This window comes from Candidatus Marimicrobium litorale (assembly GCF_026262645.1).
In the GTDB taxonomy this organism is placed as follows: Bacteria; Pseudomonadota; Gammaproteobacteria; order Pseudomonadales; family Halieaceae; genus Marimicrobium; species Marimicrobium litorale.
The window spans coordinates 675,036-687,722 of record NZ_SHNO01000001.1; the positions used below are offsets into that span (position 1 = coordinate 675,036).

General features: G+C 54.7%; 13 protein-coding genes. 12 read left to right on the plus strand and 1 reads right to left on the minus strand.

The window, feature by feature from the left end:
* Window positions 1-43 precede the first annotated feature (43 nt).
* The 12 genes from EYC82_RS03095 to EYC82_RS03150 all read left to right on the plus strand — a co-directional run bounded on the left by EYC82_RS03095 (window position 44) and on the right by EYC82_RS03150 (window position 12,082).
* On the plus strand, window positions 44-1,519 hold the full coding sequence (locus tag EYC82_RS03095) for a glyceraldehyde-3-phosphate dehydrogenase (RefSeq protein ID WP_279248087.1): 1,476 nt from the start codon (window positions 44-46) through the stop codon (window positions 1,517-1,519).
* 250 nt (window positions 1,520-1,769) lie between these two features.
* Window positions 1,770-3,107 carry a Na(+)-translocating NADH-quinone reductase subunit A gene (locus EYC82_RS03100; RefSeq protein ID WP_279248088.1) on the plus strand — a complete coding sequence of 446 codons (1,338 nt, stop codon included), beginning with the start codon at window positions 1,770-1,772 and terminating at the stop codon, window positions 3,105-3,107.
* Between the two features lie 3 nt (window positions 3,108-3,110).
* On the plus strand, window positions 3,111-4,304 hold the full coding sequence (locus EYC82_RS03105) for an NADH:ubiquinone reductase (Na(+)-transporting) subunit B (protein WP_279248089.1): 1,194 nt from the start codon (window positions 3,111-3,113) through the stop codon (window positions 4,302-4,304).
* Window positions 4,294-5,067, plus strand: a complete 774-nt coding sequence (locus tag EYC82_RS03110; protein ID WP_279248090.1) for a Na(+)-translocating NADH-quinone reductase subunit C — start codon at window positions 4,294-4,296, stop codon at window positions 5,065-5,067. Before EYC82_RS03105 ends, EYC82_RS03110 begins: the two co-directional genes overlap by 11 nt.
* 2 nt (window positions 5,068-5,069) lie before the next feature.
* Window positions 5,070-5,732: an NADH:ubiquinone reductase (Na(+)-transporting) subunit D gene (locus tag EYC82_RS03115; protein ID WP_279248091.1), complete on the plus strand. Its 663-nt coding sequence runs from the start codon at window positions 5,070-5,072 to the stop codon at window positions 5,730-5,732.
* On the plus strand, window positions 5,733-6,341 hold the full coding sequence (gene nqrE, locus EYC82_RS03120) for an NADH:ubiquinone reductase (Na(+)-transporting) subunit E (RefSeq protein ID WP_279248092.1): 609 nt from the start codon (window positions 5,733-5,735) through the stop codon (window positions 6,339-6,341).
* 27 nt (window positions 6,342-6,368) lie between these two features.
* Complete coding sequence (gene nqrF / locus EYC82_RS03125; protein ID WP_279248093.1) at window positions 6,369-7,592, plus strand: NADH:ubiquinone reductase (Na(+)-transporting) subunit F; 1,224 nt, start codon at window positions 6,369-6,371, stop codon at window positions 7,590-7,592.
* A 31-nt stretch (window positions 7,593-7,623) separates the two neighbouring features.
* Window positions 7,624-8,658: an FAD:protein FMN transferase gene (locus tag EYC82_RS03130; protein WP_279248094.1), complete on the plus strand. Its 1,035-nt coding sequence runs from the start codon at window positions 7,624-7,626 to the stop codon at window positions 8,656-8,658.
* A complete protein-coding gene (gene nqrM / locus EYC82_RS03135; protein WP_279248095.1) occupies window positions 8,655-8,888 on the plus strand; it encodes a (Na+)-NQR maturation NqrM in 234 nt (77 codons plus the stop codon). Before EYC82_RS03130 ends, nqrM begins: the two co-directional genes overlap by 4 nt.
* Window positions 8,885-10,168 carry a lipoprotein-releasing ABC transporter permease subunit gene (locus EYC82_RS03140; RefSeq protein WP_279248096.1) on the plus strand — a complete coding sequence of 428 codons (1,284 nt, stop codon included), beginning with the start codon at window positions 8,885-8,887 and terminating at the stop codon, window positions 10,166-10,168. Before nqrM ends, EYC82_RS03140 begins: the two co-directional genes overlap by 4 nt.
* The gene (locus EYC82_RS03145) at window positions 10,161-10,841 is read left to right on the plus strand and encodes an ABC transporter ATP-binding protein (RefSeq protein WP_279248097.1); all 681 of its coding nucleotides are present in this window, start codon (window positions 10,161-10,163) and stop codon (window positions 10,839-10,841) included. Before EYC82_RS03140 ends, EYC82_RS03145 begins: the two co-directional genes overlap by 8 nt.
* On the plus strand, window positions 10,838-12,082 hold the full coding sequence (locus EYC82_RS03150) for a lipoprotein-releasing ABC transporter permease subunit (RefSeq protein ID WP_279248098.1): 1,245 nt from the start codon (window positions 10,838-10,840) through the stop codon (window positions 12,080-12,082). The genes EYC82_RS03145 and EYC82_RS03150 overlap by 4 nt, the downstream gene beginning before the upstream one ends.
* Window positions 12,083-12,101: 19 nt before the next feature.
* On the opposite strand, the gene EYC82_RS03155 is transcribed toward EYC82_RS03150, so the two are convergent.
* Window positions 12,102-12,635 (minus strand): DUF2062 domain-containing protein, encoded by a 534-nt coding sequence (locus tag EYC82_RS03155; RefSeq protein ID WP_279248099.1) that lies wholly within the window; start codon window positions 12,633-12,635, stop codon window positions 12,102-12,104.
* Window positions 12,636-12,687 lie beyond the last annotated feature (52 nt).

The window sequence follows — 12,687 nt, forward strand, 5'->3', positions numbered from 1 at the left end:
ATACGCGGCGATCTATAAAACGGTTCCCACGCATAGGTATCTGATGGCCACAACACGTAAAAGAGCACGTCCTGATGACTATTTCCAGGATTGGAAGCAACGCGAGGCCCTGGCGGAGGGAATGATACCCCTCGTCGGCCGGCTGTCTCGCGAAAAAAACGTCAAGTGCTACATGTACGGCCGGCCGCTGGTGAACCGCTCAGTGTATGAGATCATGAAGGCTCATCGCTATGTGCGCCAGGTCGAGGGCAATGAATTGTCTGAGAAGGAGACCTTCCCTGTGTTTAATCGCCTGAGCCAGATGGACCTCGGTCCGGCTCATATCGACGTGGGTCGCCTAGCCGTTGGTTTTGCTGTCGAGGAAGACAGTAAATCTGAATTGTCACTGGAGCAATATCTCAATCGCGAACTGGCGTCACTGCTGGGCTCGCGGGGCAAGCCTCTCGACCAGCCGCAGGATGTAGTGCTGTATGGTTTTGGTCGTATAGGCCGACTCATGGCCCGCATCCTGATCGACAAGACCAACGGAGGTGATGGATTGCGTTTGCGTGCGATTGTGGTGCGCAAGGGTCAGGCGCCTAATGACATCGAAAAGCGCGCCAGTGGCTTGCGGCGTGATTCCGTGCATGGCGCTTTTGAGGGCACCATCCGCATGGATGAAGAGCGCCAGTCATTTGTGGCAAACGGCAACGAGATCAAGGTCATCTACGCCGATGCCCCTGACGAAATAGATTACACAAAATACGGCATCGATAATGCGATCATTATCGATAATACCGGCGTTTGGCGTGATGAGGCGGGCCTGTCCCGACACCTCAAAAGTAAAGGGGCGGGTAAGGTAATCCTGACGGCGCCGGGAAAAGGGAACCTGAAAAACATTGTCGCCGGCATTAACAACGATATTATCGAAGCGTCGGATAAGATTATTTCCGCGGCGTCTTGTACCACGAATGCGATAGCGCCGCCTCTGAAAGCGATGGATGACGAATTCGGTATCGCGGCCGGTCACGTCGAAACAGTGCACGCATACACCAATGACCAAAATCTCATAGATAATTACCACAAGGCGTCTCGCCGCGGTCGATCAGCACCACTTAACATGGTGATTACAGAGACCGGAGCGGCCAAGGCGGTGGGCAAAGTGTTGCCCCAGCTGAATGGTAAGCTGACAGGGAATGCTATCCGGGTCCCCACGCCGAATGTCTCCATGGCGATATTGAACCTCACGCTGGATCGTGAAACGACTGCCGAGGAGGTCAACGAATTCATGCGCGCTCAGGCCCTGCATTCATCACTGCGTAAGCAGATTGATTTTTCCGCGTCTCCTGAGGTGGTCTCCAGTGATTTTGTCGGCTCTCGACACGCCTGCATTTTTGATGCCCGGGCCACGATCGCCAACGGAAAGCAGGTAGTCATGTACCTCTGGTACGACAATGAGTTCGGCTACAGCTGCCAGGTGCACCGGATTCTGGAGCAGATGGCGGGAATGAACTATTCCGTATATCCGGAAGAGGTTTGACGCGCTGGCTGCAGCTTTACGTTGCAGCGCGGTTTGCCACCGATAAAACTGTTAAAAATCAGACTACTTCACCCCTGACGCTGGTTTTTTGCCGAGGCATTCCGTTATAATGCGCGCGGCGTGAATCCTAGAAACAAAGTCCGCGCTGAGGCAGGTGGTTGGAGCGGGTTGGCGTACGCGATTATCTGATTGTTTTCTAGGCATTTTTCAGTTCACACATATGTCAATAACGGTTCTGTAGGCAGACCCTATGATCAAGATCAAGCGGGGCTTGGACATTCCTATTGAGGGTGCTCCCCGGCAGCTGATTGAAGACGCTCCCCGGGTTCGGGCAGCGGGACTGGTGGGATTTGATTATGTAGGGATGAAGCCGACCATGGCGGTGCGTGAAGGCGAGCGCGTCAAGCTGGGACAGTTGCTCTTTACCGACAAAAAGACGCCGGGAGTGCGTTATACGGCTCCAGCAGCGGGGGTCGTTTCCGCCATCAATCGCGGTGAACGGCGTGTTTTGCAATCTGTCGTTATCGATGTCGAAGGCGACGAAGCCGAATCATTTCAAACCTGTTCTGTCGGTGATCTCCCCAGTGCGGAGGTTATAAGAGAGCAAATGGTGGCCAGTGGTCAGTGGACAGCACTGCGCACGCGGCCATTTAGCAAGGTACCGGATCCGGCCTCCGACACTCAGGCTATTTTCGTCACTGCCATTGACACCCAGCCGCTGGCACCGAACCCCGAGGTTATTATCAGTGAACAGGCGGATGCATTCGCTCTGGGTCTCGATCTTCTCGCCAAGCTGACCAGTGGCACGCTTTACCTCTGTGTTGGGCCCGGTGCGCAAGTGCCACGCGGCAGTGCTGGCAATATCGAAGTGGCTGAATTCAGTGGTCCTCATCCTGCTGGATTGGCGGGCACCCATATTCACTTCCTCAAAGGGGTCAGCGCGACGAGAACCGCTTGGACCATGGGGTATCAGGACGTTATTGCGACTGGCAGGCTGTTTCTCGACGGGCGTCTTTACAGCGACCGTATTGTTGCCCTCGCCGGACCTCAAGTGGAAGCACCCCGGTTGCTGCGCACCCGACTTGGCGCAGATTTACAGGCCTTGTGTGCCGGTCAGCTGAAAAACGGCGAGAACCGAGTAATATCGGGCTCCGTGCTGGGCGGGCGGGCGGTCAAGGGTGGCACGGCCTATCTGGGGCGACACCACTATCAGGTGTCGGTGTTGCGCGAAGGTCGCGACCGTGAATTCATGGGGTGGCTTTCGCCCGGTTTCAAGAAGCACTCCAACCTTGGCATCTACTTCAGCAGCTTTTTCGGGGGCAAGCCCCTGCCAATGACAACCAACACCAATGGTAGCGAGCGCGCCATGGTGCCGGTCGGCAGCTATGAGACGGTTATGCCCCTCGATGTGCTGCCTACCCAGTTATTACGCGCCCTGATCGTGGGTGACACCGAGATGGCGCAGGCGCTGGGTTGCCTCGAATTGGAAGAAGAAGATCTCGCGCTCTGTACCTATGTTTGCGCGGGGAAGTATGAATATGGCCCGATACTCAGGGATAACCTCACCCGTATCGAGAAGGAGGGGTAAGGCGTGAGTCTGCGAAAAATTTTAGACGATATCGAACCTCATTTTCTCGAGGGTGGTCGTTTCCAGAAGCTGTTTGCCGTATACGAGGTATTCGATACCTTTTTGTATGCGCCAGCATCGGTTACTCACGCGACTGCTCATGTCCGTGACGGGATAGATCTCAAGCGCATTATGATCACTGTCTGGTTGGCGGCCTTCCCGGCAATGTTTTACGGTATGTATAACCTCGGGTTCCAGGCGACGGACGTCATGCCTGCCGATTATGCGGTAGCGGGCTGGCGGGGATGGCTGATCAGCCTGTTCGGAGGCTATGATGGCAGCAACATCTGGCACTGCCTGTGGTACGGTGCGGTGTTTTTTCTGCCAATTTACATGGTCACTTTCCTGGTGGGGATTTCTTGGGAAATTTTGTTCGCATCTAAACGCGGTCATGAGGTTAACGAGGGGTTTTTCGTTACCTCTATCCTGTTTGCGCTGACCTGCCCGCCGGACATTCCGTTATGGCAGGTTGCCCTCGGTATCAGCTTCGGGGTAGTGATAGGAAAGGAAATATTCGGGGGCACCGGCAAGAACTTCCTCAACCCGGCGTTGACGGGTCGTGCGTTCCTTTATTTTGCGTACCCAGCGCAATTGTCCGGTGATGCTGTGTGGGTAGCTGTCGACGGCTATACGGGCGCGACCGCGCTGTCAGTGGTCGCATCAGAGGGTATGGCGGCCCTGAGAGAGCAATGGACCTGGACCGAAGCGTTTGTGGGTGCGGTGCCCGGGTCTATCGGTGAGACCTCTACCCTGGCGATCTTTATCGGTGGCATCTTGCTGTTGCTGACACGTGTGGCTTCCTGGCGGATCATCAGCGGCGTGTTTCTCGGCATGGTCATTCTCTCTTCACTGCTTAACACGGTGGAGTCATCAAACCCTGCGTTTGCTATGCCCTGGTACTGGCACTTGGTGACGGGCGGTTTTGCCTTCGGCATGGTATTCATGGCGACCGACCCCGTATCCTCATCAATGACAAACGCAGGTAAGTGGTTTTTTGGCCTTTTGATTGGCGTCATGGCGGTGCTGATCAGAGTGGTTAATCCAGCCTTCCCGGAGGGCATCATGCTGGCCATTTTGTTTGCCAACTTGTTCGCGCCGTTGATAGACCACTTTGTGGTTCAGGCAAACATTAAGCGGAGGTTGGCGCGTGTCCAGTAACGATACGATAGGCAAAACCCTAGTGGTCGCTTTTTTGCTGTGTCTGGTGTGTTCAGTGATCGTCTCGACGGCCGCTGTGGTGTTGAAGCCGAAGCAGGAGATCAACAAGGACATCGACAAAAAGCGAAACATCCTTGCAGCTGCCGGACTGTGGGAAGAGGGTGCCAGTGTTGAGGAGCAGTTCGCCAAGGTAACGACCCGCATTGTTGATCTCAGAACAGGCAGGTTTACCGACGCCGTGTCCGTCAAGGATTATGATCAGCGTCGGGCGTCGAAAGATCCCGCCGAGTCCGACCCGCTGGATGCCGAGGAGGACGTTGCCAAGATTTCCCGGCTGGAGCATTACGCGGCGGTTTATTTAGTCGAGAACTCATCGGGCGACATCGAGAAAATTATTTTGCCTATAAGGGGATACGGTCTGTGGTCGACACTCTACGGATTTATCGCTCTTGAGGCCGATGCCAATACGGTTGCGGGGCTTGGTTTTTACGAGCACGGTGAGACGCCAGGGCTGGGCGGTGAGGTCGATAACCCACAGTGGAAAGCGTCCTGGCCGGGAAAGAAAGTGTACCGCGATGATAACGTCGCAATTGCCTTGATAAAAGGAACGGTAAACCCCTCGGACGTTGATGCTGCCTATGAAATAGATGGGCTTGCGGGTGCGACCCTGACGGCGAGAGGCGTGACCAATCTGGTTCAATTCTGGCTTGGCGAGAACGGTTTTGAGCCATTTCTGAATAATCTTACATCCGGGGAAGCCTGATCGTGGACTCTGTTAAAGAAACGCTAACTTCGCCTATTTTCAAGAATAACCCTATCGCCCTGCAGATACTGGGTATCTGTTCGGCGCTTGCGGTGACGTCCTCGCTGCAAGTCACCCTGGTCATGTGTGTGGCACTCACGTTTGTTTGTGCATTCTCAAATCTTGGCGTTTCCCTCATTCGAGATTACATTCCAGGCAGCATCCGCATTATCGTGCAGATGGTCATTATTGCTTCTCTAGTGATCGTGGTGGATCAGTTTCTCAAAGCGTATGCCTATGGCATCAGTAAGCAGTTGTCTGTCTTCGTTGGCCTGATCATTACTAACTGTATCGTCATGGGCCGTGCCGAAGCCTTTGCCATGAAGAATCCGCCACTGCCCAGTTTCATAGACGGTATCGGGAATGGCCTCGGATACAGCGTGGTATTGATCGTTGTCGCTGTCATTCGTGAGCTGCTCGGTGCCGGCAAGCTGCTTGGTGTGGAGATTCTGCCGCTCGTGACTGACGGGGGTTGGTATGTCCCCAATGGCTTGATGCTGCTCCCACCCAGTGCTTTTTTTCTGATTGGTCTGTTCATCTGGGGCTTGCGTAGTTTTCGTAAGGAGCAAGTTGAGGAGCCCGAGTTTAAAATGGCTAAGCACACCGTCGTTAGAGAGGGCGCGTAGATGGAGGCGCTACTTAGTCTTTTTGTACGGGCCATATTCATCGAAAATATGGCGCTAGCCTTCTTTCTAGGAATGTGCACTTTTCTGGCTATTTCCAAGAAAATTCAGGCTGCGCTCGGTCTTGGCATCGCCGTTATCGTGGTGCTGACCATCACCGTCCCGGTCAATAATCTGATATACAACTATTTACTGTCCGACGGTGCACTGGCGTGGGCCGGCCTGCCAGACATGGATCTCAGCTTTCTCGGTCTCTTATCCTACATCGGCGTTATAGCGGCGATTGTGCAAATACTGGAAATGTTCCTCGACAAGTTTGTGCCCGCACTTTACAACGCGTTGGGCGTATTTTTGCCCTTGATCACGGTGAATTGCGCCATTCTGGGCGCGTCCCTGTTCATGGTGGAGCGAGATTACAGTTTTGCTGAAAGCGTGGTGTTCGGGGCTGGGTCTGGTGTGGGTTGGACGTTGGCTATTGTCGCACTCGCAGGTATTCGCGAAAAGTTGAAGTATTCGGATGTGCCTGAAGGTCTGCAGGGTCTCGGCATCACGTTCATTATTGTCGGGCTCATGTCACTGGGCTTTATGTCGTTCGGTGGCATTGACATCTAGAGGTACCCCAAGCGGGATAGAGTTGTTATGGATATAACCATCGTATTTGGCGTCGCTATGTTCACCGGTATGGTTCTTTTGCTGGTGGCAATTATCTTGATGGCACGGTCCTACCTTGTAAGCAGCGGCGATGTCAGCATTCTGATTAACGGAGAAAGGGCGATTACCGTGCCTGCTGGAGGAAAGTTACTGCAGACACTGTCAGAAGCCCAATTGTTTCTTCCCTCCGCCTGCGGCGGCGGTGGCACCTGCGCCCAGTGTAAATGCATTATTTCTGATGGTGGCGGCTCCATGCTGCCTACCGAAGAGGGTCACTTCAGTAAACGCGAGGCACAGGAAGGGTGGCGCCTCAGCTGTCAGACTGCGGTGAAGCAGGACATGGAAATTCAGGTTCCCGAGGAAGTATTCGGCGTCAAACAGTGGGAATGCACGGTGGAATCCAATCCCAACGTCGCTACCTTCATCAAGGAGCTCACGTTGCGATTACCCGACGGAGAGAGCGTAGACTTCCGCGCGGGTGGTTATGTGCAGCTGGAGTGTCCGCCGCACCATGTCAAGTTTTCCGACTTCGATATCGAGGAGGAGTACCGGGGAGACTGGGAGCGCTTTGAATTTTTCAAGCATGAGTCGATTGTGAAGGAAGATGTAATTCGTGCTTACTCTATGGCCAATTACCCGGAGGAAAAGGGCGTCGTCAAGTTCAATATTCGGGTCGCTACCCCCCCGCCTGGCAGCCAGGGCATTCCTCCTGGCGTCATGTCTTCCTGGGCATTCAATCTCAAGCCCGGCGATAAGGTGAACGTCTACGGCCCCTTCGGTGAATTTTTTGCCAAGAAAACCGATGCAGAGATGGTCTTCATTGGCGGTGGTGCTGGCATGGCGCCTATGCGCTCTCACATTTTCGACCAGCTGAAGCGATTGCACAGCACCCGCAAAATTTCTTTCTGGTACGGTGCCCGGTCGCTGCGCGAAATGTTCTACACCGAAGATTACGATCAACTCGCCGCCGAAAATGACAATTTTGACTGGCATGTCGCTTTATCGGATCCGCAGCCGGAAGATGACTGGGATGGCATGACGGGTTTCATTCACAATGTATTGTACGAGGAGTACCTCAAGGATCACCCCGCCCCTGAGGACTGCGAATATTATATGTGTGGTCCACCCATGATGAATTCGGCGGTCATCCAGATGCTGACCGATCTGGGTGTTGAGCCTGAGAATATTATGCTCGATGACTTCGGTGGCTAGACACCGCCTGCCTAATCTAACGGCGAGCCACTTGAGAAAGTGGCTTTTTTGTTTGTGCGTGGCGTTCCTGCCCGCTGCCTGTGAAGTCGTCGAGACGCCGCTCAAGCTGGCGGGTCAGACTATGGGGACGACCTGGCATGTCACTTTAATAGCGCCGGCTGGTTTTTTCATCGATGACATTGAGCCGCAAATCGAGGACATTCTTGGCCGGGTTAACGCGGAAATGTCGACCTATCAGGCAGATTCCCAGATCGTTCGTTTTAACCGGCAGGCGCCCGGTGTCTGGTTCCCTGTATCTCGCGATTTTCTGCGAGTACTGGAGACCGCGCTCGATGTCGGTGCGCGTAGTGGCGATGCCTACGATGTGACCGTAGCGCCTTTGGTTGATATCTGGGGTTTCGGGCCTGCTGATGCGGCGATTATGCCGCCGTCGGAGGAAGCCATCGAGTCTGCACTGGACCGTGTCGGCCAAGACCGTTTGCAACTGGATGCTGAGCATGGCCGAATTATGCAGCGCGAAGCGGTGTCATTGGATTTTTCGTCCTTGGCCAAGGGGTTTGCAGTGGATCGCATTGCAGAAATGCTGCAGCAGCAGGGCATCGACCGATTTATGGTCGAGGTAGGCGGTGAGATCAGGCTGTCGGGCCTCAGCGGCAGAGGGGACCTTTGGCGAATCGCGATTGAGCGCCCGGACGCGAGTGCGCGATCCGCGGTTCAGCCGATTAGTCTGACGGACGCGGCGATTGCCACCTCCGGCGATTACCGCAATTTTTTTCAGCTCGACGGACAGCGCTATTCTCACATGATTGATCCGCGCACCGGTTGGCCCGTGGCACATGACCTGGTGTCTGTGACCGTTGTCCACCCGAGCTGCACGGTGGCGGATGCCTGGGCCACCGCATTGGCGGTAATCGGCGCGGACAGGGCCATGGCGCTGGCGCAGGAGCAGGCATTGGCGGTATATTTCATACGCAGGGTGGGTGATAAACTCGTACACAACCATACCCCCCTGTTTTCCGCTTACCTTGAAGAGAACGACAATACAGGGAAACAGGCTGGCATATGACACTTTTTCTGATCTCGGTATTGGTGATGGGCCTCGTGATCACGGCGATGGCAGTGGGTGTTATTGCAGGAAGGCCGCCTATAAAGGGATCTTGCGGTGGCATGGGTGCACTGGGAGTTGATGCCGCTTGTGACCTGTGCGGCGGTGATCCGCGTCGTTGCGACGAGGAGACCCGCGAGGGGGACGTCGGCAAGCGTAATCCGGGGCGTTATTACCCGGCAGACCAGTGAGTCGAGACGACTCGTCTTCGAGTCTCACTCGTCACGCTATTTCCAATTACGCGCCCTATATTGGGTCCCGCTACAGTTTCAGTCGCCAACGTAATCGCTTTACGTCAGTCATTGCGACCGTTTCCATGCTGGGAATGGTGCTGGGTGTAGCAAGCCTCATTGTTGTGCTTTCGATCATGAACGGCTTCTCCGGAGAACTGCGCGCGAGGATCTTGTCATTGGTGCCCCATGGCTATGTAGAGGGCCGCGGCGATGCGATTGTTGACTGGCAGACATTGAGTTCGCGTATCGAGTCGCAGCCCGGGGTGTTGGCGGTTGCGCCGTACATTACGGAAAAAGTCATCCTGGTCAGTGGCGGCCAGCTGCGCGGCGCAGTGCTGACAGCTATCGAGCCTGATTTGCAAGCATCTGTGTCACGCCTGGCGGATTCAATCGTAGCGGGAAGTCTGGATAGCTTGGAAAAAGATAACTTTGATGTTGTGTTGGGTGTATCCCTTGCAAGCCTGCTGGGCGTATCGCCAGGTGACCATGTCAACGTTACGGTGCCCCGCCTAACGGTAACACCCCTGGGTCTATTTCCGCGGAGCAAGCGGTTACGTGTTGTGGGCCTGTTTGAAATTGGCGCGCAACAGGATGCCTATCAGGCGTATGTTTCATTGAGAACCGGCCGTATCTTGCTCGGGGGCGATGAAGGCGTGCAGGGGCTGCAGGTCGCGACCGCAGGGTTGTTCGAGGCGCCCGGTATTATGCAAGCCTTGGACAAGTCTCTCGAAGAGCGTTACGTCGTCCAGGACTGGAGTCAAACCCAGGGCTCCCTTTTTAGTGCAGTAAAAATGGAAAAGCTGATGGTGAGTTTGTTGTTGCTCAGTGTGGTGGCAGTCGCCGCCTTCAATATTGTGTCTACCTTGGTCATGTCGGTGACCGAAAAGCGCCGCGATATTGCCGTGCTTCGCACTATGGGTGCAAGAGCTATAGGTGTTATGGCTATTTTTGTTGCCCACGGCCTGGTCCTCGCTTGTGTAGGCATTGCCACGGGAGTGATTATCGGTGTGCTGTTGTCCAGTAATATCGCGGCTATTATCGCCGCTATTGAGGCTATGCTGGGCGTAAAATTATTCGATCCTACCGTCTACTTTATTAGTGAGCTGCCCGCACAATTGCAATGGTTTGATGTTGCTGTTGTAGCGCTGGCGTCACTGGTTCTGAGTCTCGTAGCTACGCTCTATCCTGCGTGGCGCGCCTCGCAGATATCCCCGGCAGAGGTGCTTCGCTATGAATGATGTTGTTCTGCATTGCAGTAATTTGTCTCGTGTCTACCAAGACGGCGATAAGTCCGTGGCAGTGTTGCGTTGCGTCAATCTGAGTTTGCTGGCCGGTGAAAAAGTGGCCATTATCGGTGCGTCTGGTTCTGGAAAATCAACCTTGTTGAACTTGCTCGCAGGTCTGGACGAACCCAGTGGCGGCAGCGTTGTGATGGCCGGACAGGACCTATCATCACTGAATGAGGCAGCGCGTTGCGAATTGCGTAACAAGCGTCTTGGATTTGTTTACCAGTTTCATCATTTGCTTCCGGAATTTGATGCCCGGGAAAACGTCTCCATGCCGCTATTAATCGCCGGCATCTCAAGGCGAGAGGCATGCTCCCAGGCTGACGCAATGCTCGCGAGGGTAGGCATGAATCATCGGTTGACGCATCGGCCTTCGCAATTGTCGGGCGGTGAGAGGCAGCGTGTTGCCATAGCACGTGCGCTGGTCGCGAGGCCTGCGTGCGTGTTATTGGATGAGCCCACGGGCAATCTGGATCCCGCCTCTGCGGATCAGGTTCTTGCGCTGATAGATGATCTCGGCGAGGAGCAAGCATCTTTCGTTGTGGTGACTCACGACCCGGCAATAGCGGCGCACATGCACCGGACGCTTGAATTACGCAACGGCGAACTACTGGAGTCCGAATGAGTTGGACCCAGCGTCTCCGTGTCGCTATGCGTTATACCTTCGCGCTGGGGCGGGGTCATTTGTCTGCATTTTTGTCCACTCTTTCAATGCTGGGTCTGGTGCTGGCGATTGCCCTGTTGATTATCGTCCTGTCAGTCATGAATGGTTTCGACAAGGAAATGCGTGAGCGTATCCTGTCACTGGTTCCTCATATTACGGTTTATTCTACCGACCCTCTATCGGACTGGTCAGCACTCGCCGAGCGCCTGAAGGCACATCCCAACGTGAGTCTGGTCGATCCGTTTGCTGAATTTGATGCGTTGGTGATGCATGGCCGTGATATTGAGACAGTGCGTGGGATAGGTCTTTTTTCTGATCAGTCCGATTCCTTTACGATCCTGTCCGGGTATCTGCAACCGGAGGAAGCAGAGCGTTATCGTGATAGAGAGGATGGCTTAATACTGGGAGCCGGAGTGGCCAGACGCCTGGAGGTTAACATCGGCGACCAGCTGGTACTGATATCGCCGGGCGCCAGTTGGTCAGGTAATGCGTCCAGCACCCGCTTTCAGTCCGTCACCCTGAGCGCGATATTGGAAACAGGGACCGAACTGGATCAGGCAATGGCATTGGTGCACCTGCCGCTAGCGTCGCGTCTGGCGAATATCGAGGGGAGGGTTAGCGGGTTTCGTATCGGCACGACGGAACTTTTCGATGTTCAGCGAATCGGTTGGGAACTGATGGATAGTTTGCCCCCGGGTCACTACACGAGCAATTGGATGATGACGCACGGCAACCTGTATGCCGCGATTCAGCTCTCACGTAGCCTGATTTCTATACTGTTGTTTTCGATTATTGCTGTGGCCGCTTTTAACGTGGTCTCCTCGCTGGTACTTGTCGTCATGGACAAGCAGGGCAATATCGCTATTTTGCGCACGCTGGGCGCCTCCTCAGGAGACATTGCGTGGGTCTTTGTTATTCAGGGTGGCATGATTGGTTTCGTCGGTGTGGTGCTTGGCAGTATCGCGGGGGCGCTGGGCAGTATAGCGGTTCCCGGTCTGGTGGCCTCGCTGGAGAAGTTGCTGCAAATACGGTTTTTAAATACAGACGTTTACCCGGTGTCTTTCTTGCCGGTCGACCTGCTGCTGCGCGATGTGGTGGCGGTGGGTAGTGTTGCGTTTGCTATGTGCATTGTTGCTGCAATTTATCCTGCGCGGCGGGCAGCGGGCCTGGCGCCTGCGCAAGTGCTCAGCCAGGACCATTAGTCACTTCTCTCCGCCGGGGTCAGCTTGACCGTGTGGTGCCGGAGCGACGCTGTTTGCGCTGCCGCCACTTGTGCACCACCTGCCACCGCCACAGCATACTGACGGCAAAATAGCCCAAACTTCCCGCGCTGAGGCCACAAACCAGACAGCCCAACAGAAACGGTTTCCAGACAGTGCTGAGGCCGTTGCTCAACCACGCGAAGCTCAGTTCGAAATCGATCGCCTGAACCGGTGCGTCTATGATGAGAGCGCCCACCTTGTAAGCAATGAAGAACATTGGGGCTATGGTGAGCGGGTTGGTAATAAAAACAAGGGCAACGGCCAGTGGCAGATTACAACTCAACCAAAACGCCATGGCCGCGGCGAGCAGTGATTGACCGGGGATCGGCATAAAGGCCACGAATAAACCGACGAAAAATGCCATGGACGCCGAGTAACGGTTGATATGCCACAGGTTGGGTTGATGCAGCCAGTCGCCGAACAGGTGCAGACCTTTAATGCGCTTGAGGTGAGCGGGACTGGGCATGAGCTGTTTGAGAGTCTTTTTTGGCATGCTTTATATGATCAGAACTGAAGTGTTAATTCCCTGAGGGGTGTGTTTGACT

Excerpts from the sequence above, each read along its gene's own strand:
- EYC82_RS03095 (WP_279248087.1), top strand. The coding sequence starts at position 44 with ATGGCCACAACACGTAAAAGAGCACGTCCTGATGACTATTTCCAGGAT.
- EYC82_RS03100 (WP_279248088.1), top strand. The coding sequence starts at position 1,770 with ATGATCAAGATCAAGCGGGGCTTGGACATTCCTATTGAGGGTGCTCCC.
- nqrE (WP_279248092.1), top strand. The coding sequence starts at position 5,733 with ATGGAGGCGCTACTTAGTCTTTTTGTACGGGCCATATTCATCGAAAAT.
- nqrF (WP_279248093.1), top strand. The coding sequence starts at position 6,369 with ATGGATATAACCATCGTATTTGGCGTCGCTATGTTCACCGGTATGGTT.
- nqrM (WP_279248095.1), top strand. The coding sequence starts at position 8,655 with ATGACACTTTTTCTGATCTCGGTATTGGTGATGGGCCTCGTGATCACG.
- EYC82_RS03145 (WP_279248097.1), top strand. The coding sequence starts at position 10,161 with ATGAATGATGTTGTTCTGCATTGCAGTAATTTGTCTCGTGTCTACCAA.
- EYC82_RS03150 (WP_279248098.1), top strand. The coding sequence starts at position 10,838 with ATGAGTTGGACCCAGCGTCTCCGTGTCGCTATGCGTTATACCTTCGCG.
- EYC82_RS03155 (WP_279248099.1), bottom strand. The coding sequence starts at position 12,635 with ATGCCAAAAAAGACTCTCAAACAGCTCATGCCCAGTCCCGCTCACCTC.